The sequence below is a fragment of the Pseudoalteromonas sp. G4 genome, from assembly GCF_028875915.1.
Classification (GTDB): domain Bacteria; phylum Pseudomonadota; class Gammaproteobacteria; order Enterobacterales; family Alteromonadaceae; genus Pseudoalteromonas.
On the sequence record NZ_JAPEHW010000043.1, the window covers coordinates 1 to 22625 of the forward strand.

A 22625-nucleotide genomic window follows, 5' to 3' on the forward strand; every position below is an offset into this window, starting at 1 on the left:
TAAAGTCACAACTGCTTGGTCGTGATCTGCACCTTTAGCAAGCTCAACTGAAACAACGCCAGCTGGAAGAGCGATATCAGATAGGTGTACAGTTGCACCAACTTCGATAGCAGCTACGTCAACTTCGATGAACTCAGGAAGTTGTGCTGGAAGACATGTGATTTCGATTTCAGTTACGTGGTGAGCAACTGTGTTACCGCCTTTAGTTGCAGCTTCTTCGTTGATGAAGTGTACAGGAACCTTAGTGTGGATCTTGTGGTTAGCGTCAACGCGTTGGAAATCTAAGTGCATTACTTTAGGCTTGAACGGGTGACGTTGGATATCTTTTAGGATAGCTTCAACTTTTTCACCGCCAATGTTTAAAGTAAGGATGTGGCTGTAGAAACCTTCATCTTCTTGTGCTTTGATCACTTTGTTGTGAGCTAGAGTAAGAGATACAGCTTCTTTTTCTGCACCGTAAAGAACAGCAGGAACTTTGTTAGCACGGCGTAGGCGGCGGCTCGCACCAGTACCTAAGTCAGAACGTACTTCTGCATCTAATGTGTATAATTCGTTAGACATAAATGTCTCCAATAATAATTTAAAGTTTGTTGAAAGCTTCGCGACCAAAGCTCTCACCTAAAAAAGGCGCGCTATAGTAACACTGCCACTTGATAAAAGAAACCTTTAATGTGGTTTTAAATAGGGGTGTTAAATTTCATGATTTCTAAGCAAAGTGGCATAATCGCATATTAGTGATAGATGTAAGTAAGTTAATTGTGTCGTACCAACTAAGACCTTATCAACAAGAAGCGGTCGAAAAGACCCTTGTACATTTTCGTAAATCGAATAGCTCAGCAGTCATTGTATTGCCCACGGGTTCAGGTAAAAGCTTAGTAATTGCTGAGCTTGCAAGGCTTGCACGAAAGAAAATTTTAGTGATAACCCATGTAAAAGAGTTAGTGGAGCAAAACCACGAGAAGTACGAAAGTTTTGGTTTAAAAGCGAGTATTTATTCCGCTGGACTTAAACAAAAGTCACTTGCTCATCAAGTTACGTTTGCCAGTGTACAATCACTGGGAAATAATCTTGATGCGCTAAATGATGAATACTCATTGGTTATTATTGATGAATGCCACCGTGTTTCGGGTGATGAAAATACCCAGTACCAAAAATTAATATCACATATTAAAAGTAATAATTCGGCGCTCAAAGTATTAGGTCTAACAGCCACTCCTTATCGGTTAGGTTTGGGCTTTATTTATCGCTTTCACTATCATGGTTTTGTTAGAGGGGATGAAAACGCACCTTTTGAGCACTGTATTTATGAGTTACCACTAAGGTACATGATTAAACATAATTACCTTACACCGCCAAAATTGATAAATGCTGCGATTACCCACTATGATTTTGACTCACTCAATAAAGATGCGTTTGGCCGCTACAGCGAAAAAGATATTAATCAGCTCTTAAATGACAATCAACGGGCAACAAAAGCCATTATCGATCAAGTATTAGCGTTGTCTGTTGACCGTCATGGCGTAATGATATTTGCATCAACCATTCAGCATGCCCAAGAAATTATGAGTTATTTGCCAAGCGATGAAACGGCACTGGTGATTGGTGATACGCATAATGCTGAACGTGATGCGATTATTCGCAAGTTTAAAGCAAAGCAAATTAAATACTTGGTTAATGTATCGGTACTCACAACCGGTTTTGATGCACCGCACGTCGATTTTATTGCAATATTAAGGCCGACAGAATCGGTTAGTTTGTATCAACAAATCGTTGGTCGGGGGTTACGCTTAGCAGAAGGTAAAACCGAATGTTTAGTGATTGACTATGCGGCAAATGGTTTTGATTTATTTCATCCTGAGGTAGGCAGTGTTAAACCCAATAGTGATAGTGAACCCGTGCAAGTGCTTTGCCCAGGTTGTGGCTTTGCAAACACTTTTTGGGGTAAAACCGATAGTGATGGCAAGGTGATAGAGCATTTTGGCAGGCGCTGTCAGGGTATTTTAGACGACGGCGAGTTTAGTGAGCAGTGTGATTTTCGCTTTCGATTTAAAGAATGTGAACACTGCGGTGCACAAAATGATATTGCTGCAAGGCAATGTCATCAGTGCCAGCAACCTATTGTTGACCCTGATGACAAGTTACGCGATGCACTTAATTTAAAAAATGCCTTGGTATTGCGAGTAAGTGGTATGCAATTAGAGGCGTTAAATCAACGCTTAAAAGTAACTTACCATGATGAAGATGGCGCTGAAGTTAGTGAATTTTTCAGCTTGTCTTCAGATAAAGCTGCGCGTTATTTTAAACACCTATTTTTACGTTTGGGTGTCACAACAAACATTGATTTTGCTAGCCCTAACTCAGTTATTAGCGAGCAAGCATTACTTAAAGTGCCGGATTTTGTAGTGGCAAAACGAGATAAAGGAAAATACAAGCTTGTTGAGCGTATTTTTGATTATCAAGGTCAATTTAGAAAAGCACATGAATTAAAATAAAAATTTATATAAAACAAACAATAAGTATTTGGAGTTGTGTGAAAATAAGGCTAAGCTGAACAAAAAGAAATCGAGCAGGGACGATGTTTTCAACAACAAGAATTACCTTCAGAGTAACTCTGGCTTCAATCTGTTTATTGATTGCTGTTATCACCGCATGTGTTGCAATAGGGCTTCAATACTACTTTTCAAAACAAATCATAGTCAGTAACAGTCAACATTTTGCTGAACAAGTATCTAGGCAAATCGAATTGTCAGTATCTAAGATGGATGATACGGCAAAAAATACAGCATCACTTTTGGCTAAGTATTCATCATTAATTGATGGCCATACCCTTATTGAAAAAGCAGACGATATACTGGCGGAATTACTGGTTGACCATAATGATTTTTATGCGATTTATTATGGCTTTGACAACGGTGATTTTTACGAGTTAATCAATTTAGAGACGAATACAAAAATCAGGAAGCAACTTAGTGCGGCGATGGAAGATAGGTTTGTCCGCATTCATATTTATGGTGATGGCCAAAATCGTTTTAAAAAGACAGATTACCTTAATGAAAAACTTAAAGTACGTTTTTCAAAAGTTGAACAAAGCGATTACGATGCCAGTAGCCGCCACTGGTTTGTCAATGCCAATACATCACACGTAGTGAAGTCACATCCTTATCTTTTCCAGCACTTACAAGCAACAGGACAAACGTACTCCAAAGTAGTTGAGGGTACGGGCCATGTTGTGGCAATCGACTTAACATTGCAAACAATTGCTAAGCAGTTAAATGGCAGTTTTGAACACTCTCAAAATGCAAAAAATATTGAAGCGTATATTTTTGATAAAAAAGGGGAGTTGTTGTTAAGTAATGCCATTTTAGATAAAAAAGAAGCGATTCAAGTACAGCCACTTACGTTATCAAAAGAGCAGCAAGCGCTAATTGCACAGATTGATAAATTAACAGTGAGTAATGAGTTAGGTTGGGCACCAATTGATTTTTCAATATCGGGAAGGCCGGAAGGATATACACCAGAGCTTTTGAATATTCTGAGTAAGAAACTCAATTTGCCTATTAGCTTTATCAATGGGTACAGCTGGCCTGAGTTAATCGATCTTTACCTAGATGGAAAGATTGATGTACTACAACCTGTACACAAAACACTAAGTAATAAACAATGGGGAGTTTATTCTGCGCCACTATTAAATTTACCGCTCACTATTGTAACTCGCCCGCAAACAAGTGCTATCAACTCACTTACTGATTTAACCAATAAGCGTTTGGCTATTCCAAAAGGTTGGTCATTAAATGCTGCAATCTCACATGCATATCCAGATATCGAGATAGTCGAAGTCATTGATTTACAAAACGCACTCAACGCTGTTAAACGTGGCGATGCGGATGCTGCAATCGATAGTCAGCTTATTCTCGCATATACCGCGAAAATGTTTTTTATTGATGATATTCAATTTCATCATAATATTGATGCGAGCTTACTCAGTTTTGACACTAACTTAAGAATGGTTGCGAAAGATAAGCAACTTATTGACTTACTTGACTTTGCAATTGCGAGCTTAACTAAAAATGAATTGGACTATTTATCAAAGCAATGGCTTGACTTTGATGACAACACAGAGGTAATTAGCGATTCATCAGTTGTGCCTTACAAAGAGCTCATCACACTTGCATCAAATACTACTCACCATAATAAACTACAAGTAGTTGAAATAAACAATATTGATTATTTATTGTTTATTGCACCGACAACCCTTGGCACAGCTGACATCAACTTTTTAGCATTATTAATCCCAACACAGTCTGCTTATTCAGAAGGTTTGAGCTATGTTTCTAAATCAATTTTGGTTACAGCACTTATTTTAACTTTATTGATGCCTTTAACATGGCTTGTTGCAAGTCCAATAGTTACCGCAATGCGACGTTTAAGTGCGGAAAATACCAAAATCAAACACCGTCAATATCATAAAATTGAAGTAGAACAAAGCTTTATAAAAGAAATTGATGAAGTTTTTAAGTCGTTAGTGCAAATGTCTAACTCAATTCAAGATTATGAAGCAAAACAAGCTGAATTATTGGACTCATTTGTGAAACTGATAGCACAAGCAATCGATGATAAATCGCCTTATACAGCTGGTCACTGTAATCGCGTCCCTGAGTTAGGCCTAATGCTAGGAAGTTATGCAAGTGACAGTGAAGATGAATATTTTAAAGACTTTAAACTCGATAGCGACGATAAAAAAAGAGAATTCAAACTGGCCGCTTGGCTTCATGATTGCGGCAAAATAATCACACCTGAGCATATTGTTGATAAAGGCAGTAAATTAGAGTGTATTTACAATCGCATACATGAAGTACGTATGCGCTTTGAAGTACTACTTCGCGATGCCGAAATTGATTTTTACAAGGCACTGATAAAGTCGCCTGAGCGAGAAGCAGAATTAAGAGACGAATTAGTTGAAATGCAAACTAAGTTGTCTGATGAATTCGAATTTGTTGCGACCACTAACCAAGGTGGTGAGTTTATGGAAGCCGATAAAATTGAGCGCCTTGAAGCAATTGCAAAACGTACTTGGCAGCGTAATCTCAGTGATAGAATCGGGTTATCACCATTAGAAGAATTGTTTTTAACTAATGATGATGAACCTTTGCCAGTTAAAGAACAGCTACTTGCAGATAAAGCATCACACATTGTAAAACGAGAGCATGCAGTGGAATATGCTCCTCACTTAGGTATTAATGTTGATGTACCTGAACATAAAGCTAATTTAGGGGAGCTTTATAACCTTAAAGTGGGTCGCGGTACACTCACCAGTGAAGACCGCTTTATTATTAATGAACACATTATTGGCACGATTAAAATGCTGGATTCGTTGCCATTCCCAGCAGAGCTTGCAAATGTGCCGCGTTTTGCATCAACCCATCATGAAACATTAAAGGGCACGGGTTACCCAAGAAAACTAAAAGCGGAAGATTTATCAATCCCTGAACGTATTTTAGTACTAGCTGATATATTTGAGGCGTTAACTGCGTCAGACAGGCCTTATAAAAAAGCCAAACCACTAAGTGTGGCAATCGATATTCTGCATAAAATGTGTTTGGATGAACACGTTGATATTGAAGTGTTTAAATTATTTTTACGCTCTGGTATTTACCAGAACTACGCAGAAAAATACATGCCGCATGAACAGATAGATGAAGTGGATATCAATAAATATTTGTAGTGCAAAAAAATAAAAAAGGCTGATATTCAGCCTTTTTATCATCCGGTTAATATTAAACGTTGTCAGCGGTTGCAAGCGGGCAGCGTGCAAGCTCTTTTATTTCGCCACTCTCGGTTTCCTGTTCCAATATCACATCAAAACCCCACAGGCGATAAAGGTGTTTTATTACTTGGTCTTTTGTGTTTGCTAACGGAATATCGTTATGCGGTGTATAGCGTAATGTGAGTGAACGATCGCCTCGAATATCAACATTAAATACTTGAATGTTTGGTTCCAAATTACTCAAGTTATATTGCTCTGATAATGCTTGGCGTATAGCCCGATAGCCAGACTCATTATGAATTGCGCTAACTTCCAAATGGGTTTCTTTTTCATTATCTAAAATCGAAAAGAATTTAAAATCTCGCATTAGTTTGGGTGATAAAAATTGGCTAATAAAGCTTTCATCTTTAAAGTTTTCCATTGCAAAATGCAGTGTATCGAGCCAATTGCTACCAGCAAACTCGGGGAACCAATATTTATCTTCTTCAGTTGGGTTTTCACAAATACGGCGAATATCGACCATCATGTTAAAGCCAAGCGCATAGGGGTTAATACCAGAGTAATACGGTGAATTATAAGGAGGCTGATACACCACATTAGTATGCGATTGTAGCACTTCTAGCATAAAGGCATCGCTTAATTTGCCCTCATCATATAAGTGATTAAGCAAGGTGTAATGCCAAAATGTAGCCCAACCCTCATTCATCACTTGGGTTTGTTTTTGTGGGTAAAAGTACTGTGAAATTTTGCGTACAATACGAATAATTTCTCGCTGCCAAATTTCCAATAGCGGTGCGCGTTTTTCAATAAAGTAGAGTATGTTTTCTTGCGGTTCACTAGGGAAACGCGCTTTTTGCGTTTCAGCTTCATTATGCTGTGACGGAATCGTCTTCCACAGCTCATTCACTTGTGATTGTAGATAATCTTCGCGCTCTTTTTGCCGTTTTTGTTCTTCAAAAAGGGATATTTGCTGCGGCCGTTTATAGCGGTCAACACCATAGTTCATTAATGCATGACATGAGTCGAGTAGGTTTTCTACTTCATCTACACCGTATTTTTGCTCGCATTCGGCAATATACTTTTTGGCAAATAACAGGTAGTCGATAATTGAACTCGCATCAGTCCAGGTTTTAAATAAGTAATTACCTTTGAAAAATGAGTTATGTCCATAGCATGCATGCGCCATAACCAGCGCTTGCATCGGCATGGTATTTTCTTCCATTAAATACGCGATACAGGGATCTGAATTGATCACAATTTCATATGCGAGCCCCATGGCCCCGCGTTTGTAGTTTTGTTCTGTTTGAATGAATTTTTTGCCAAATGACCAGTGACTGTAACCAATTGGCATACCCACACTTGAGTAAGCATCCATCATTTGCTCAGCGGTGATCACCTCAATTTGATTTGGGTAAGTATCAAGGCGATAAATTTTTGCAACTCTAGCAATCTCGGTTTGGTACTCCCCGAGTAAATCGAATGTCCAATCAGGACCATCGCTTAGTATGTTTCTACTCATAACTAGTCCTTTTAATTAAGCTACATCTGCGGTTGCATCTTTTTTAAATAGCTCTCTGAATATTGGGTAAATATCTTCCACAGATTTAATATGTTGAATGGCAAAGTTTTCGTGAGTATCTGCAAGTATTTGGTATTCGCGCCACAGGCTTTGGTGCGCGCGTGTGGTAATTTCGATATACGCATAATAACGAGTAACAGGCAGAATTTTATTGGTGAGCCAGTCACTGCATTGCGGTGAATCATCAGCCCAATTGTCACCATCTGATGCTTGAGCCGCATAAATGTTCCATTGTTCAGAGTCGTAGCGCTCTTTAATGATTTCATCCATTAATTTCAATGCGCTAGAGACAATCGTGCCGCCTGTTTCTTGCGAATAGAAGAATTCGTGTTCATCGACTTCTTTCGCTTGGGTATGATGCCTTATATAAACAACTTCAATATCTTTGTATGTTCTGGTAAGAAATAGATAAAGCAAAATATAAAAGCGCTTTGCGGTTTCTTTGGTTGCTTGATCCATAGAGCCAGACACATCCATCAAACAAAACATCACTGCTTTTGAACTTGGCTCTGGGCGTTTTTCATAGTTACGAAAGCGTAAATCAAAAGTATCAATAAAAGGCACTGTGGCTATTTTATTTTTTAATTGTTCAATTTCTTTTTCAAGTAGAGCAATTTCGCTTTGATTCTCTTTCTTGTTTTTTTGTAACTTCGCTAGTGTTTCTTCTAATTCAGCTAACTGACGTTTTTTACCTGCAGTCATGGCAATTCGTCTTGCCACAGAGCCTTGCAATGAACGAACAATATCAATGTTGGAAGGTACACCATCATTACTGTAGCCAGCTCGGTGTGTTTTCATCTGAACAAGCTTATTTAGCTGATTCTTCTTAAGGTTGGGCAGTGCTAAATCTTCAAAAAGTAAATCTAAGTATTCATCTTTTGAAATTGAAAATACAAAATCATCTTGGCCTTCACCTGAATCACTGGCATCGCCTTCGCCAGCCCCTTGACCTTGGCCACCAAGAGGACGTTTTATTTTGTCCCCTTGACTAAATTGATCATTACCAGGGTGCACCATTTCCCGTTTTCCACCTTTTCCTTGGTGGAAAATCGGTTCTTCCATATCACGGCTAGGAATTGAAATGCTTTCGCCGTTCTCAACGTCTGTGACGCTGCGTTTGGCAATAGCATCGGACACCGCCTCTTTTATCTGGCGTTTGTAACGTCGAATAAAACGTTGGCGGTTAACCGTGTTTTTGTTTTTTCCATTTAAGCGTCGGTCAATAAAATGTGCCATACACGCCTCCGTAAGTCTTAGTTACTATTACTACTCAATTACTGCGACTTACGAACGCGTAAATACCATTCACTGAGCAAGCGAACTTGTTTCGCTGTGTAGCCTTTTTCGACCATACGATTAACAAAATCCTCATGTTTTTGCTGATCTTCAGCACTGGTTTTCGCATTAAATGAAATAACTGGAAGCAAGTCTTCTGTATTTGAAAACATTTTCTTTTCGATGACCGTTCTTAGTTTTTCATAACTAGTCCAAATTGGGTTTTTGCCATTGTTATTGGCACGTGCTCTAAGCACAAAGTTAACAATCTCATTACGGAAATCTTTTGGATTTGAAATGCCTGCTGGTTTTTCAATTTTCTCAAGCTCAGCATTCAGTGCTGCTCTATCAAATAATTGGCCAGTATCAGGGTCGCGGAATTCTTGATCTTGGATCCAGAAGTCAGCATAGGTGACGTAGCGGTCAAAGATATTTTGTCCGTATTCTGAATAAGACTCCAGATAAGCGGTTTGAATTTCCTTACCAATAAATTCAACATATTTAGGAATTAAAAATCCTTTTAAGAACTCAAGGTAGCGTTCTTGCGTTTCTTGTTGGAACTGCTCACGTTCAATTTGTTGTTCAAGCACATAGAATAAATGCACAGGGTTTGCAGCAACTTCGGTGTGGTCGAAGTTAAATACACGAGACAAAATCTTAAATGCGAAACGTGTTGATAGCCCATTCATTCCTTCATCAACACCGGCATAATCTTTGTATTCTTGATAAGACTTTGCTTTGGGATCAGTGTCTTTTAGGCTTTCGCCGTCATACACGCGCATTTTTGAATAAATGCTTGAGTTTTCAGGCTCTTTAATGCGTGAAAGAACGGAGAATTGCGCAAGTGTTTCGAGCGTACCAGGCGCACATGGCACATTGTTGAGCTCTGAATGTTGTAGAAGCTTATCGTAAATCTTAATTTCTTCGGAAACACGCAAACAATAAGGTACTTTTACAATGTAAACACGGTCTAAAAATGCTTCATTGTTTTTGTTACCTTTAAATGTTTGCCATTCTGACTCATTAGAGTGAGCTAAAATCATGCCGTTAAAGGGCAGGGCAGAAAGACCCTCAGTACCGTTATAGTTGCCTTCTTGAGTTGCTGTTAATAATGGGTGAAGCACTTTAATAGGTGCTTTAAACATTTCAACAAACTCCATTAAACCTTGGTTTGCATGACAAAGGGCACCAGAGTAGGCATAGGCATCAGCATCATTCTGTGCAAAGTGTTCGAGTTTTCGAATATCCACTTTACCAACCAGTGCGCTGATATCTTGATTGTTCTCATCACCAGGTTCTGTTTTTGCAATGGCCACTTGATCAAGAATTGACGGGTAGCGTTTCACAACTTTAAATTGAGAGATGTCACCATTGAATTCATGAAGACGTTTGGTTGCCCATGGTGACATGATAGTTTTGATATAACGGTTGCTAATGCCATATTCTTTTTCTAGGATTTCACCATCTTCAACAGGGTCAAACAGGCAAAGAGGGTGATCATTTACAGGCGAGCCTTTTAATGAATAAATAGGCACTTTTTGCATTAAGTACTTTAACTTTTCAGCCAGTGACGATTTACCACCGCCAACTGGACCAAGTAAATAAAGTACTTGTTTGCACTCTTCAAGCCCTTGTGCGGCATGCTTTAAATAAGACACAATCTGCTCAATACTTTCTTCCATGCCATAAAATTCTTTAAAGGCAGGGTAGCGTGGGATCACTCGATTAGAAAAGATACGACTCAGGGTGGGATCTTGTGATGTATCCACCATTTCAGGTTGACCAATCGCCATTAATAGCCGCTCAGCGGAGCTAGCATAAGCTGATTTGTCCTCTTTACAGATCTCAAGAAACTCGGCAATAGTAAATTCTTCTTCTTTTGCGGCTTCGTAACGAGATTGAAAATGATCAAAAATTGTCATAGAGACCTCCTAAATACCGGAAATTTTGCAACTGCAATAAAACTAGCCACTATTTATAAGGTTAGACGGGATTTTTGAATGTGCGAGATAAATAAAAGATATTTAAAGAAAAATCTTTAATATTTTTCAGAGCGTTGAATAATATGCAATAGTAGGTGGTTTTTTCGAACGGCAGGCAAGAAATGTTAGTAAAGCAAAGACGCTTTACTAACATTGGCATTAAATTAAGCTAGGTTTGCGTTTGCAAATTCCCAGTTAACTAGTGCCCAGAAACCGTTTAGGTATTCAGGACGAACGTTACGGTAATCGATGTAGTAAGCGTGTTCCCAAAGGTCAACAGTGATAATTGGTGTTACACCTGCTTCTGTAAGTGGTGTAGCAGCATTTGAAGTGTTAACGATGTCTAGGCTGCCGTCAGCAAGTTGTACTAACCACGTCCAGCTTGAACCGAAGTTGTTAACAGCTTTGTCGTTGAAAGCAGCTTGGAATTCAGCGAATGAACCCCATTTTGCGTTGATAAGCTCAGCAACTTTACCAGTTGGCTCACCACCACCGTTTGGAGATAGGCTGTTCCAGTAGAAAGTGTGGTTCCAGATTTGAGCTGCGTTGTTAAATACGCCGCCTTCTGAGCTACATACTACTTCTTCAAGTGTTTTACCTTCGAAGTCAGTGCCTTCAACTAAACCATTTAGCTTTACAACGTAAGTGTTGTGGTGCTTGCCGTGGTGGAATTCTAGAGTTTCTTTTGAGATATGCGGCTCAAGCGCATCGATTGCATAAGGTAGTGACGGTAGTTCAAAAGCCATTTTATTTCTCCGTTGGCGTTAAAGTGCGGACAACTTTTTACATGAAGATGTCCGTTATAAGTGTTAAACTATACCTGAGTATTTTACTCAAGTTTTTATAAACAGCAATGCTAGATAAAAATTTGCGGTTATTTTATAGTCATTTAGTCACTGTTAAACCACAAATTTAGGCAAATAGCATAGTATTAACTTAAAGAAAATTCACCTTATGTGACTAGGGTGTCGAGGTAGTAAATGGAAACTTTAGATAAGATCAAACAACAAATCGCAGAAAATTCGATTCTACTGTATATGAAAGGCTCTCCAAAATTACCGAGCTGCGGTTTTTCATCACAAGCTTCACAAGCGCTTATGGCATGTGGCGAGCAGTTTGCGTATGTTGATATTCTTCAAAACCCTGATATCCGTGCTGAGCTACCAGCTTATGCAAATTGGCCTACATTCCCGCAGTTATGGGTAGAAGGTGAACTAATTGGTGGTTGTGACATTATTGTTGAAATGTTCCAGCGCGGTGAGTTACAGCCGTTAATTGCTGAAGTTGCAGCAAAAAATAAAGAAGCAGAATAAAAATAGTATTTAACTACTGATTGATTCTGTTCAATTTTTGCTAAGCTTAAAGCATTGAATTGATGCTTTAAGCTTAACATGATGTACCCAAGCCGTATTGACTTTTATTCTTTTTAATTCTTCTCCTTATCCTAAGCAAACAAAGTTTCGCTAATAGCGAATTCTTTTCATATCAGCATCAAAAACAAGTTAAAACGCTGGAAATTAAACAAGTTTCAACTAATCGATTTGAAGTGGGTTCTTCATCACAAACGCAATTGCGTCTAGTAACACTTGATTGGCCTCCTTATATAGACAGAAATATGTGCGGTAAAGGTTGGGTTTTCCAATTCACCGCAGCGCTTTTTCATGAGCTCGGCTACAGTATAAGCGTTGAATTTTTTCCATGGGCGCGTTCTGTGCGAATGGCTGAGTTAGGGCAAGCGGAGATTTTGTTTCCTGAATACTTTATTGAAGTGACAGCGCCAAGTGATGTGATTGCAAATAGTTTCCGTATTAACAATCTGGCGCTCTCAGCTCCCTATGCTGGTGGCTTAGTTGGCCTTATTACACGTGCTGATTTTAGTACTCCCTATGATGGTACTTTTAAAACCATTCAAGGCGCGAAAATAGGAGTTGTGAGAGGTTATCAAAACACCCCAGAATTTGATAAGCATCTTGATTTGGGGTTTTTTAAAGCAATCGAAGCACGTGATGATGCACAAAACTTAAAAATGCTGTTAGCAGGGCGTGTTGATTATATTGTGGCTGATCCTAATGTAGCTAATTACCTGCTTGGGCATAGTAAAAGTGAGTACAAAAACACTATTAAGCTGGTTAACCCACCTTTTCAAGAAAATGACTTTTATTTTGCTATTAGTAAAAAGTCTAGTCAGTGGCAAACATTACAAACTGAAATAAACTCAAAACTCGCCGAGTTTATTGACTCAGGCACACTTGCCTCTATTCAACAAAATGCAGGAAACTGCTCATCTGCCAAGTAAATCAATTTGTAATCTGCAAGTTTATTCAACTTAAAAAAGCAAAATTCGGTTAATTGGTATTACCATGAATAATTATTCAGATATGTGCATAGTTTACGTTTACGTAAACTACATTTGCGACTTATTTCTATTTACATGGTATTAATATGATACCGGTGTCAAGGTGATCTAAATAATTTAAAAACCCTTTTTATGGGCGCTTAAGCGGTACTTTTGTTGAATTTATGTATAAATGAAAAATATTCAATAAGGTGAATATGTATTCATAATTGTATTGACTATATACCTTATCTTGGTTAATTTTGAGAATCGCGCAGGTGAACACACGGCAAAACCACTTATGCAACCTTTGTTTCGCGTTAACAAAAATGTTGCGACTTCTCGAACTGAAATATTTGTTCGATAGGGTTAAGCCAACACTTCCGTCAATCACAACTGTATTGTTCACTTAAGCTGTAGCAAGGGAGGAGTCCAACATGTTATATGACTCGAAATTAGAAAAAGATAATTGCGGTTTTGGCCTTATCGCGCATATTGAAGGTCAACCGAGTCACAAATTAGTTCGCACGGCGATTACCGGGTTAGATCGAATGCAGCACCGAGGTGGTATTGCAGCTGATGGCAAAACAGGTGATGGTTGTGGCTTACTATTCCAAAAGCCAGACAGCTTTTTCAGAGCGGTGGCTGCTGAAAATGATTGGCACTTAGGTAAAAACTATGCCGTGGGTATGCTTTTCTTAAGCCCAGACCCTGTTATTGCACAGCAAAATAAACAGATTATTAGTGATGAATTAGAAAAAGAAACACTCACCCTAGTTGGTTGGCGTGATGTGCCAGTTAATCCTGCGAGTTTAGGACCAATTGCACTTGAGCAGTTACCTAGTTTCCAACAGATTTTTATTTCAGCGCCGGAAGGTTGGCGCCCGAAAGATTTAGAGCGCCGCTTGTATATTGCAAGACGCCGCATTGAAAAGCAAATCAATGATGAGCATTTCTATATTGCAAGCTTGTCAGGCTTGGTAACGGTTTATAAAGGCTTAATGATGCCTGCTGATTTACCAAACTTTTACCTTGATTTAGCTGATATGCGTATGGAGTCTGCAATTTGTGTATTCCACCAACGCTTCTCTACTAATACGCAGCCGCGTTGGCCGCTTGCGCAACCGTTTAGGTATTTAGCACACAATGGTGAAATCAATACCATTGAAGGTAACCGTCAATGGGCGAGAGCACGAGCTTACAAGTTTTCTTCGCCATTATTACCAGATTTACAATCAGCAGCGCCGTTTGTTAACGAGTCTGGCTCTGATAGTTCGAGCCTAGATAACATGCTTGAGTTGTTTCTAGCTGGCGGTATGGATATTTTCCGTGCGATGCGAATGCTTGTGCCACCTGCATGGCAAAAAAACCGCGCGATGGATGAAGACCTCCGCGCATTTTATGATTTTAACTCAATGCATATGGAGCCTTGGGATGGTCCGGCTGGCCTTGTAATGTCAGACGGTCGCTTTGCTGCCTGTAACCTTGACCGTAATGGTTTACGCCCAGCCCGTTATGTAATCACCAAAGACAATCACATTACCTTAGCCTCAGAAGTGGGTATTTGGGACTACACAGCTGATGAAGTAAAAGAAAAAGGCCGCGTAGGGCCTGGTGAGTTATTAGTAATTGATACGCTGCATGGCAAAGTATGGCAGTCATCAGAAATTGATGAAGATTTAAAAGCACGTCACCCGTATAAAGCATGGCTTAGTGATAATGTTAAACGTTTAAAGCCGCTTGAGGATCTTGAAGACAAGACTCTTATTGGCCAACGTGAATTTGATGATGAATTGCTCGCTGTTTACCACAAACAATTTGCTTACAGTAATGAAGAGCTAGACCAAGTTATCCGTCCAATGGGTAATTCGGGCCAAGAAGCGACAGGCTCGATGGGGGATGACACGCCATTTGCTGTGCTTTCATCGCAATCTCGTTTAGTGTATGACTATTTCCGTCAAAAATTTGCGCAGGTAACTAACCCGCCAATCGACCCATTACGTGAAAATCATGTAATGTCACTGGCTACCTGTATTGGCCGTGAACAAAATGTGTTTAATGAAACAACGGGTCACGCAAAACGTTTACAGTTTTCTTCACCGGTACTAACTTACTCTGATATGACTCAGCTTTTATCGGCTGATCAGGCGCATTATTCGTTTGCATCATTGTCTATTAACTACGATAAAGATGAGTCGTTACTGTCCGCTATTGAAACCGTGTGCGATCAAGCAGAAGAACTGGCTCGTCAAGGTACCGTGTTAATTGTGTTAAGCGATAAAGGTTTAACACCAGATACATTACCAATTCCAGCTGCAATGGCTGTTGGTGCAGTACAGCGTCGTTTAGTAAGTAAAAACTTACGTTGCGATACGAATATCATTATTGAAACTGCGAGCTGTCGTGACCCACACCAATTTGCGGTGTTGTTAGGTTTTGGTGCAACGGCTATTTATCCGTATTTAGCGTATGAAACACTGACACAAATGGTTGATAACGGTAGCTTAGATAAATCATACCGTGATGTAACCTTGGCTTATCGCAATGCGATAAACAAAGGCTTATACAAAATCATGTCGAAGATGGGCATTAGCACAGTTGCAAGTTATCGCTGCTCAATGTTGTTTGAAGCTGTAGGACTTAGCGATGAAGTCATTGAGCTTTGTTTCTCGGGAGTGGTATCACGGATTCAAGGTGCTGATTTTAGCGACTTCCATCAAGATTTACTAAACCTATCGCGTAAAGCGTGGATTAAGCGTAAACCACTGGAGCATGGTGGATTATTAAAATACGTGCATAACGGTGAATACCACGCGTATAACCCAGATGTTATTCAAACATTGCAAGTAGCGGTACGTTCGGGCAATTACCAAGACTACGAAAAATACGCAGATTTGGTAAATAATCGTCCTGTGACCAACATCCGTGATTTGTTGAAACTGAAAACCGACCAAACCGCAATTGATGTAAGCGAAGTTGAAGATGCGACAGAGTTATACAAACGTTTTGACTCTGCTGCTATGAGTATTGGTGCGTTATCACCAGAAGCTCACGAAGCATTAGCCATCGCCATGAACCGCTTAGGTGGCTGTTCTAACTCGGGTGAAGGTGGTGAAGATGTAGCACGTTACGGTACTGAAAAGAACTCACGTATCAAGCAAGTTGCTTCAGGCCGCTTTGGGGTAACGCCACATTACCTTAAAAATGCAGACGTCATTCAAATTAAAGTAGCGCAAGGCGCAAAACCAGGTGAGGGTGGTCAGTTACCAGGTGAAAAAGTAACGCCATACATTGCTAAGCTGCGTTATTCGGTACCTGGCGTCACCTTAATTTCGCCACCGCCACATCACGATATTTATTCTATTGAAGATTTGGCGCAACTAATATTCGACTTAAAACAAGTTAATCCAGATGCAATGATTTCTGTAAAACTGGTATCTGAGCCAGGTGTTGGCACAATTGCCACAGGTGTTGCCAAAGCGTACGCAGACCTAATTACAATTGCAGGCTACGACGGCGGTACAGGTGCATCACCATTAACGTCTGTAAAATATGCGGGCTGTCCTTGGGAGTTAGGCCTTGCTGAAACGCAACAAGCGCTGGTGGAAAATGGTTTAAGACACCGTATTCGTCTGCAAACAGATGGCGGTTTAAAAACCGGTTTAGACATTATTAAAGCGGCAATTCTAGGTGCAGAAAGCTTTGGCTTTGGTACAGGCCCAATGGTTGCGTTGGGTTGTAAATACTTACGAATCTGTCATTTAAATAACTGTGCAACCGGTGTTGCAACGCAAGACGAAACACTGCGTGCCAAGCATTATCATGGCTTACCAGAAATGGCGATGAACTACTTTAAGTTTATTGCACAGGAAGCCCGTGAAATCATGGCAAGTTTGGGTGTTCGTAAACTCGTGGACTTAATTGGTCGCACCGATTTACTAGAAGTGCTTGAAGGTACAACTGCAAAACAAAGTAAGCTCGATCTTTCGCCTGTAATTGCGACTCCAAATAATAAAAGTGGTGAAACGCTCTATTGTAGCGCTGCTAATACTTCGCATTATGAAGGTAAGTTAAACGAGCAGTTACTAGCACAAGCGAAAGAGGCAATTGACAGCAAAACATCTATCAAGCTTCGCGCTGCAATTCGTAATACCGACCGTTCAGTAGGCGCGTTGTTATCTGGTTATATTGCGGATCAACATGGTAATCAGGGCCTAGCTGCTGATCCAATTATCATTGAGCTGCAAGGCACAGCAGGGCAATCGCTTGGTGTTTGGAATGCTGGTGGTTTAGAACTGCATGTAACTGGCGATGCAAATGACTATGTTGGTAAAGGCATGGCAGGCGGTAAAATTTCACTGCGCCCACCAATTGGTTCATCGTTTAAATCTCATTTAGCAACCATTGCTGGTAATACTTGTTTATATGGTGCTACGGGTGGACGCTTATTTGCTGCTGGTCGCGCTGGTGAACGCTTTGCGGTACGTAACTCAGGTGCAATCGCAGTAGTTGAAGGCCTTGGTGATAATGGCTGTGAATATATGACAGGCGGTATTGTGTGTGTGCTAGGTGATACAGGCATTAACTTTGGTGCCGGTATGACAGGTGGCTTCGCTTATGTGCTTGACGAAAAGGGTGACTTTGATAAACGCATCAATACAGAGCTAGTAGAGCTAGTAGAACTTGATGACTTAAATATTCATCATGAGCATTTACGCGGTTTAATTGGCGAACATTTGGAAGCAACGCAGTCGAATCGTGCTGAAGAAATTCTCGCTGACTTTGAGCATTTCATTAGCAAGTTTAGATTAGTTAAGCCTAAATCAAGCGATGTTCAAGGATTACTTGGTCACAGAGCACGTTCAAGTGCTGAACTTAGAATACAGGCGCAATAGGAGAAGTAGTATGTCGCAAAACGTATATCAATTTATCGATGTGCAACGTGTCGATCCGCGTAAAAAGCCTATTTCGTCACGTAAAAAGCAGTTCGTTGAAATTTATGAGCCATTCTCGGCAAAGCAAGTAGATTCGCAAGCGGATCGCTGTTTAGATTGCGGAAATCCATATTGTGAATGGAAGTGCCCCGTGCATAACTACATTCCACAATGGTTGAAGTTAATTAAAGCGGGCAAAGTAATTGAAGCTGCGGAGCTATCTCACCGTACTAACAGTCTTCCTGAAGTGTGTGGTCGTGTTTGCCCACAAGATAGGCTTTGTGAAGGTGCATGTACGCTGAATGATGAGTTTGGTGCTGTGACCATTGGTAATATCGAAAAGTATATTTCTGATACCGCTTTCGCAATGGGCTGGAAGCCTGATATGTCGCATGTCGTTTGGAGCGACAAGAAAGTTGCTATTATTGGCGCGGGTCCGGCTGGTTTAGGGTGTGCTGACATTCTAGCGCGTAATGGCGTAAAACCTGTGGTATTTGATCGTCATCCAGAAATTGGTGGCTTACTGACTTTTGGTATTCCATCGTTCAAACTCGAAAAGTCAGTGATGGAAAATCGCCGCGAGATATTTACAGGCATGGGCGTTGAGTTTGTACTTAACACGGAAGTTGGAAAAGACATTGCACTTCAGACAATCATTGATGAATACGATGCAGTCTTTTTAGCCGTTGGTACCTATCAAAACATGCGTGCGGGTCTTGAAAATGAAGATGCTGACGGTGTGTATGATGCATTACCGTTCTTAATTGCCAATACCAATTTCCAAATGGGTTACGATAATAATTCCGATGCGTATATTAATATGCAAGGCAAGCGTGTTGTGGTACTAGGTGGTGGTGATACAGCGATGGACTGTGTGCGAACTTCAATTCGACAAGGCGCTAGCAGCGTAGTGTGTGCTTACCGTCGTGATGAAGCAAATATGCCTGGTTCTGTACGTGAAGTAAAAAATGCCAAAGAAGAAGGCGTTGAGTTTATGTTTAATGTGCAACCTAAGGGCGTAGTGCTAAATGACAGCGGTAAAGTTACTGGTGTTAAAATGGTTAAAACGCAACTTGGTGAGGCGGATCAAAATGGTCGTCAACGTGCTGAAGAGGTTGCTGGCTCAGAGCACATTTTGCCTGCCGATGCTGTGATTATGGCGTTTGGTTTCCAACCTCATGCAATGCCTTGGCTCAGCGAGTTCGATGTTGAACTAGACAAGTGGGGACGCATTGTTGCGCCAGAACAAGGTGCATTTACTCACCAAACATCTAACCCAAAAATATTTGCTGGTGGTGATGCAGTTAGGGGCTCTGACTTAGTGGTTACCGCTATTTATGAAGGGCGAAATGCTGCAGAAGGTATTATGGATTATCTAGAAGTGTAATCATGCTAGATAAGTTTTCTAAGCAATTAAAAAGGTGGGCATAGCCCACCTTTTTGTTATTTGAAAATTGTAATCGCTTAGTGATATTGCGATAACAATTCAGAGGCATTAGTGCGTGTAATATCACTGATATTTGTACCACCTAGCAAACGTGCAATTTCATCAATACGGCCTGTGTTATCAAGTACTGCCATGCGCGTATTAGTTTGTTTACCATCGTCAGTTTTACTGACAAAAAATTGGTTATGACCACTTGATGCCACTTGTGGTAAGTGAGTTACACAGATTACTTGCGTACTCTTTCCTAACTGACGAAGCAGTTTACCTACAGCTGAAGCGGTAGGTCCTGAAATACCTACGTCTACTTCATCAAAAATAAGCGTTGGTGTGGTCATCTTATCAGCAATAATCACTTCAATAGCAAGGCTAATTCGAGAAAGCTCACCGCCAGACGCCACTTTATGCAGTGGTTGTAAGCGTTGACCTGTATTGGCAGCAACCTGAAAATCAACCGTATCAGACCCTTTACTGCTGGTAACCGAGGCTTGCTGTTCGATGCAAATCGCAAATTTTGCATTTTCCATCGACAAACTGACAAGCGATTTGGTGACTTGCTCTGATAGCGCCTTTGCCGCCGCTGAGCGACTTTCAGAAAGCACGCCAGCGCATGCGTAATAATGCTCTTTTGCTTTGACTATTTCAGCTTCTAACTCATTAAATCGCTCGTCGTTTTGCTCTATATTTGCAAGGCTTTGTTGTAACTCGGCATGCAAGTTTGGCAACTCTTCCGGAGTAATATCATGTTTTCTAGCTAAATCAAGCGCACGTGATATACGCTCATCAAGCTCAGATAGTTGGCTTGGATCCATTTCAACACTGTCTTGATAATGGCTTAATTCACGGGCAGCTTCTTCAAGCGTTATGCCTGCTTCAAAAAGTAAGTCTGCAATAGGCGCAAGTTTCTTATCAAGGTTTGCAAGTTCTGCTATTTGGTTTGCGCTTGATTGCACCATTGAGTAAGCGTTGTAGTTATCTTGTTGATAGATAATTTGTAGTTCTTTTTGTGTGCCTTCTAACAACGAATTTGCATTGCTTAATAGGGTATGTTGTTGTTCAATTTCTTCATACTCGCCAGTGGCTAATGCAAACTCATCTAATTCAGCAACCTGGTACTCAAGCAGTTGTTTTTCAGCTGCAGCTTGTTGTAGCGTTTGAGCTAACTGTTTTTGCTCTCGCTCAAGCGATTGTAATTGGTTGTACGCTGTTTTAACTTCGTTTAAAAGCTCAGTGTGACCCGCAAAGCTATCGACTACTGTAAGTTGATAGTTTGCTTTATTTAGCTGTTGATGCGCATGTTGACCGTGAATTGAAATCAATAAATTGCCAAGCGTTTTTAATTGACCGGCAGGAACCATAACCCCATTTATAAATGCTTTGCTGCGGCCATTGGCTGCAACGACACGACGAATTACGCATTCGGTGTTATCGCCAAGTTCGTGCTCATTTATAAAATGTTTTGCCGCAGGTAAGTGTTGAATATCAAATACTGCCGATACTTGCGCTTTATCTGCGCCTTCTCTAACCATCGAGGCTTCTGCACGCTCGCCCAAACATAGAGAAAGGGCATCAATGGCAATAGATTTACCCGCACCAGTTTCACCCGTAATAGTGGTCATGCCTGATTGCCACTCGATATCAAGGTGTTCAACAATTGCAAAATTTGTTACTTGTAATGACGTTAACATAACTGATTATCCATACAGTACATTAACTGGTAATTTATACAGTAATTAAAAAATAGGCAAGTTAAAAATTACGATTATTTAAGTTGGGTTTGCGTGGATTAAATTTATAGGTAGGGGAGAAGTGCTAAAATGTTAGCACTTCAGATTCATTTACAATACTAAACTTCAGTTTCAAGCTGCGACTCTTCTGGCTCTTCACTTATGGTTTGATACTGACTGGTGATTACTTGCTGGCTTAAAGACGGCAATTGATGTAAATAAAAATCAGCATTAAACTGATGACCAGCAGACGGTAATTGCCCAGTAAAGGCATAAATTTGTTTGCTAAGCTGTAATTTATCTTCAGCAAGCTCAAATTTACTTAATTCCACTTCAAGAAGATCGGTTAATTGGCCAATTATTTTTTCGTAATTGCTAATATTTTCTTCGTTCTTACTTTGCATCACAAAAAAATTACTACTTATTTTCATCAAGCTACTAGAATCTTTAGGCTTAATAATACGCGCTTTGCTGTAGTTTTGTATTACTTGTTGATAGCGCGAGCTAACGATTTCAATTCGCTCATTTTGTTGTTGTTTTTCAAGCGCAATGGCTTTTTTACGATTTTTGTCTATCACTAAAAAAGTAGTTAATAAGACGATTAATAAAACGGTGGCTAAGAATACAACAAACCCCATTTTTTATTTTCCTTTCTAACGTTGAAGTTTAAGTTAATATAATCTGCTGCCCCAGTTTAACTTCTGGCGCAAAACATTGTAATACGAATATTTGCTTGGATGCACTAAACGTAAGTGTTGTTCACTACGTTTGATGACAATTTCATCACCTGCTAAAACAGCGAGTACCACATGGCTATCACAGCTGACTTGAAGGTCAACATCGTTGGCTGGGCTAAGCACCAATTTCACTTCACTATTTGCATCGACTACCAGCGGGCGGCTAGTTAGAGTATGCGGAAACATAGGTACTAATGAAATAGCATTGAGTTTTGGATTCAAAATGGGCCCGCCACCTGAAAGGCTGTAAGCAGTAGAGCCAGTTGGTGTGGATACAATAAGGCCATCTGACTTTTGCGAAAACACAAATTCACGGTCAATAAATGCTTCAAACTCAATCATGTGAGCAACTTTATTAGCGTGAAGCACTGCTTCGTTAACCGCGGTATTAGAGCTTTTTAGTTTTTCATGGCGGTCTTTCTTCACTAAATTTGCCCGCCAATACTTGCTCTAGTTCGCGCTCAAAATTATCAGGGTCGAGATCAGTTAAAAATCCTAGATTACCCCGGTTTACGCCAATTACGGCAATATCAAAGCGAGCAAGTACCCGTGCAGCACCTAGCATATTACCGTCACCACCAACCACAATCGCTAAATCACAGTTGCGGCCAATCTCAACAAGTGATGAACTAAATTCCTCACCCACTAAAGGCTCAGCCACACGATTCTCAACATACACTTGATAGCCAAGTGCGGTTAAAAATGTGTGCAATTTAGCTAAGGTAATTGCAGCACCTTTATGATTAGGTTTACCAATCAATCCAATGTTATTAAATACTTGTGCCATAAAATCGTCACTGATAAAGTCGTGCCTACAGTATATCTTGATTTTTTATCATCAGGCCATA

General features: G+C 40.2%; 13 protein-coding genes and 1 pseudogene. 6 read left to right on the forward strand and 8 right to left on the reverse strand.

Features of this window, described 5'->3' with window-relative positions:
• Positions 1-561, reverse strand: a 561-nt coding sequence (locus tag ON073_RS12890; protein WP_274762289.1) for a 50S ribosomal protein L25/general stress protein Ctc, incomplete at its 3' end; no start/stop codon positions are given.
• 197 nt (positions 562-758) lie between these two features.
• Here ON073_RS12890 and ON073_RS12895 point away from each other — a divergent pair.
• Both ON073_RS12895 and ON073_RS12900 read left to right on the forward strand, forming a co-directional pair.
• Positions 759-2492: a DEAD/DEAH box helicase gene (locus ON073_RS12895; protein WP_274762290.1), complete on the forward strand. Its 1734-nt coding sequence runs from the start codon at positions 759-761 to the stop codon at positions 2490-2492.
• Positions 2493-2575: 83 nt separating this feature from the next.
• Entirely contained in the window at positions 2576-5722 is a 3147-nt protein-coding gene (locus ON073_RS12900) for an HD domain-containing phosphohydrolase (RefSeq protein ID WP_274762291.1), read from the forward strand.
• Positions 5723-5774: 52 nt separating this feature from the next.
• Here the strand turns inward: ON073_RS12900 and ON073_RS12905 are convergent, their stop codons facing one another.
• The 4 genes from ON073_RS12905 to ON073_RS12920 all read right to left on the reverse strand — a co-directional run bounded on the left by ON073_RS12905 (position 5775) and on the right by ON073_RS12920 (position 11346).
• Positions 5775-7283, reverse strand: coding sequence for a SpoVR family protein (locus ON073_RS12905; RefSeq protein WP_274762292.1), 1509 nt, complete (start codon positions 7281-7283; stop codon positions 5775-5777).
• Between the two features lie 15 nt (positions 7284-7298).
• Positions 7299-8579, reverse strand: a complete 1281-nt coding sequence (locus ON073_RS12910) for a YeaH/YhbH family protein (protein WP_274762293.1) — start codon at positions 8577-8579, stop codon at positions 7299-7301.
• Between the two features lie 38 nt (positions 8580-8617).
• Complete coding sequence (locus ON073_RS12915) at positions 8618-10540, reverse strand: PrkA family serine protein kinase (RefSeq protein WP_274762294.1); 1923 nt, start codon at positions 10538-10540, stop codon at positions 8618-8620.
• A 224-nt stretch (positions 10541-10764) separates the two neighbouring features.
• Positions 10765-11346, reverse strand: a complete 582-nt coding sequence (locus ON073_RS12920; protein ID WP_010560387.1) for a Fe-Mn family superoxide dismutase — start codon at positions 11344-11346, stop codon at positions 10765-10767.
• A gap of 234 nt (positions 11347-11580) precedes the next feature.
• On the opposite strand from ON073_RS12920, the gene ON073_RS12925 reads away from it, so the two are divergent.
• From ON073_RS12925 to ON073_RS12940, 4 genes are all read left to right on the forward strand, one after another.
• Positions 11581-11913: a Grx4 family monothiol glutaredoxin gene (locus ON073_RS12925; RefSeq protein WP_274762296.1), complete on the forward strand. Its 333-nt coding sequence runs from the start codon at positions 11581-11583 to the stop codon at positions 11911-11913.
• A 233-nt stretch (positions 11914-12146) separates the two neighbouring features.
• Entirely contained in the window at positions 12147-12896 is a 750-nt protein-coding gene (locus tag ON073_RS12930; protein WP_274762297.1) for a substrate-binding periplasmic protein, read from the forward strand.
• Positions 12897-13372: 476 nt separating this feature from the next.
• On the forward strand, positions 13373-17830 hold the full coding sequence (gltB, locus tag ON073_RS12935) for a glutamate synthase large subunit (RefSeq protein ID WP_274762298.1): 4458 nt from the start codon (positions 13373-13375) through the stop codon (positions 17828-17830).
• A gap of 10 nt (positions 17831-17840) precedes the next feature.
• Complete coding sequence (locus ON073_RS12940; protein WP_274762299.1) at positions 17841-19256, forward strand: FAD-dependent oxidoreductase; 1416 nt, start codon at positions 17841-17843, stop codon at positions 19254-19256.
• A gap of 77 nt (positions 19257-19333) precedes the next feature.
• Here ON073_RS12940 and recN read toward each other — a convergent pair whose 3' ends face one another.
• From recN to nadK, 3 genes and pseudogenes are all read right to left on the reverse strand, one after another.
• A complete protein-coding gene (gene recN / locus ON073_RS12945) occupies positions 19334-21001 on the reverse strand; it encodes a DNA repair protein RecN (RefSeq protein ID WP_274762300.1) in 1668 nt (555 codons plus the stop codon).
• A gap of 158 nt (positions 21002-21159) precedes the next feature.
• The gene (locus ON073_RS12950; protein WP_274762301.1) at positions 21160-21678 is read right to left on the reverse strand and encodes a hypothetical protein; all 519 of its coding nucleotides are present in this window, start codon (positions 21676-21678) and stop codon (positions 21160-21162) included.
• Between the two features lie 33 nt (positions 21679-21711).
• A pseudogene (gene nadK / locus ON073_RS12955) lies at positions 21712-22564 on the reverse strand (NAD(+) kinase).
• Between the last annotated feature and the right edge of the window lie 61 nt (positions 22565-22625).

Excerpts from the sequence above, each read along its gene's own strand:
- ON073_RS12900 (WP_274762291.1), top strand. The coding sequence starts at position 2,576 with ATGTTTTCAACAACAAGAATTACCTTCAGAGTAACTCTGGCTTCAATC.
- ON073_RS12905 (WP_274762292.1), bottom strand. The coding sequence starts at position 7,283 with ATGAGTAGAAACATACTAAGCGATGGTCCTGATTGGACATTCGATTTA.
- ON073_RS12910 (WP_274762293.1), bottom strand. The coding sequence starts at position 8,579 with ATGGCACATTTTATTGACCGACGCTTAAATGGAAAAAACAAAAACACG.
- ON073_RS12915 (WP_274762294.1), bottom strand. The coding sequence starts at position 10,540 with ATGACAATTTTTGATCATTTTCAATCTCGTTACGAAGCCGCAAAAGAA.
- ON073_RS12920 (WP_010560387.1), bottom strand. The coding sequence starts at position 11,346 with ATGGCTTTTGAACTACCGTCACTACCTTATGCAATCGATGCGCTTGAG.
- ON073_RS12925 (WP_274762296.1), top strand. The coding sequence starts at position 11,581 with ATGGAAACTTTAGATAAGATCAAACAACAAATCGCAGAAAATTCGATT.
- gltB (WP_274762298.1), top strand. The coding sequence starts at position 13,373 with ATGTTATATGACTCGAAATTAGAAAAAGATAATTGCGGTTTTGGCCTT.
- ON073_RS12940 (WP_274762299.1), top strand. The coding sequence starts at position 17,841 with ATGTCGCAAAACGTATATCAATTTATCGATGTGCAACGTGTCGATCCG.
- recN (WP_274762300.1), bottom strand. The coding sequence starts at position 21,001 with ATGTTAACGTCATTACAAGTAACAAATTTTGCAATTGTTGAACACCTT.
- ON073_RS12950 (WP_274762301.1), bottom strand. The coding sequence starts at position 21,678 with ATGGGGTTTGTTGTATTCTTAGCCACCGTTTTATTAATCGTCTTATTA.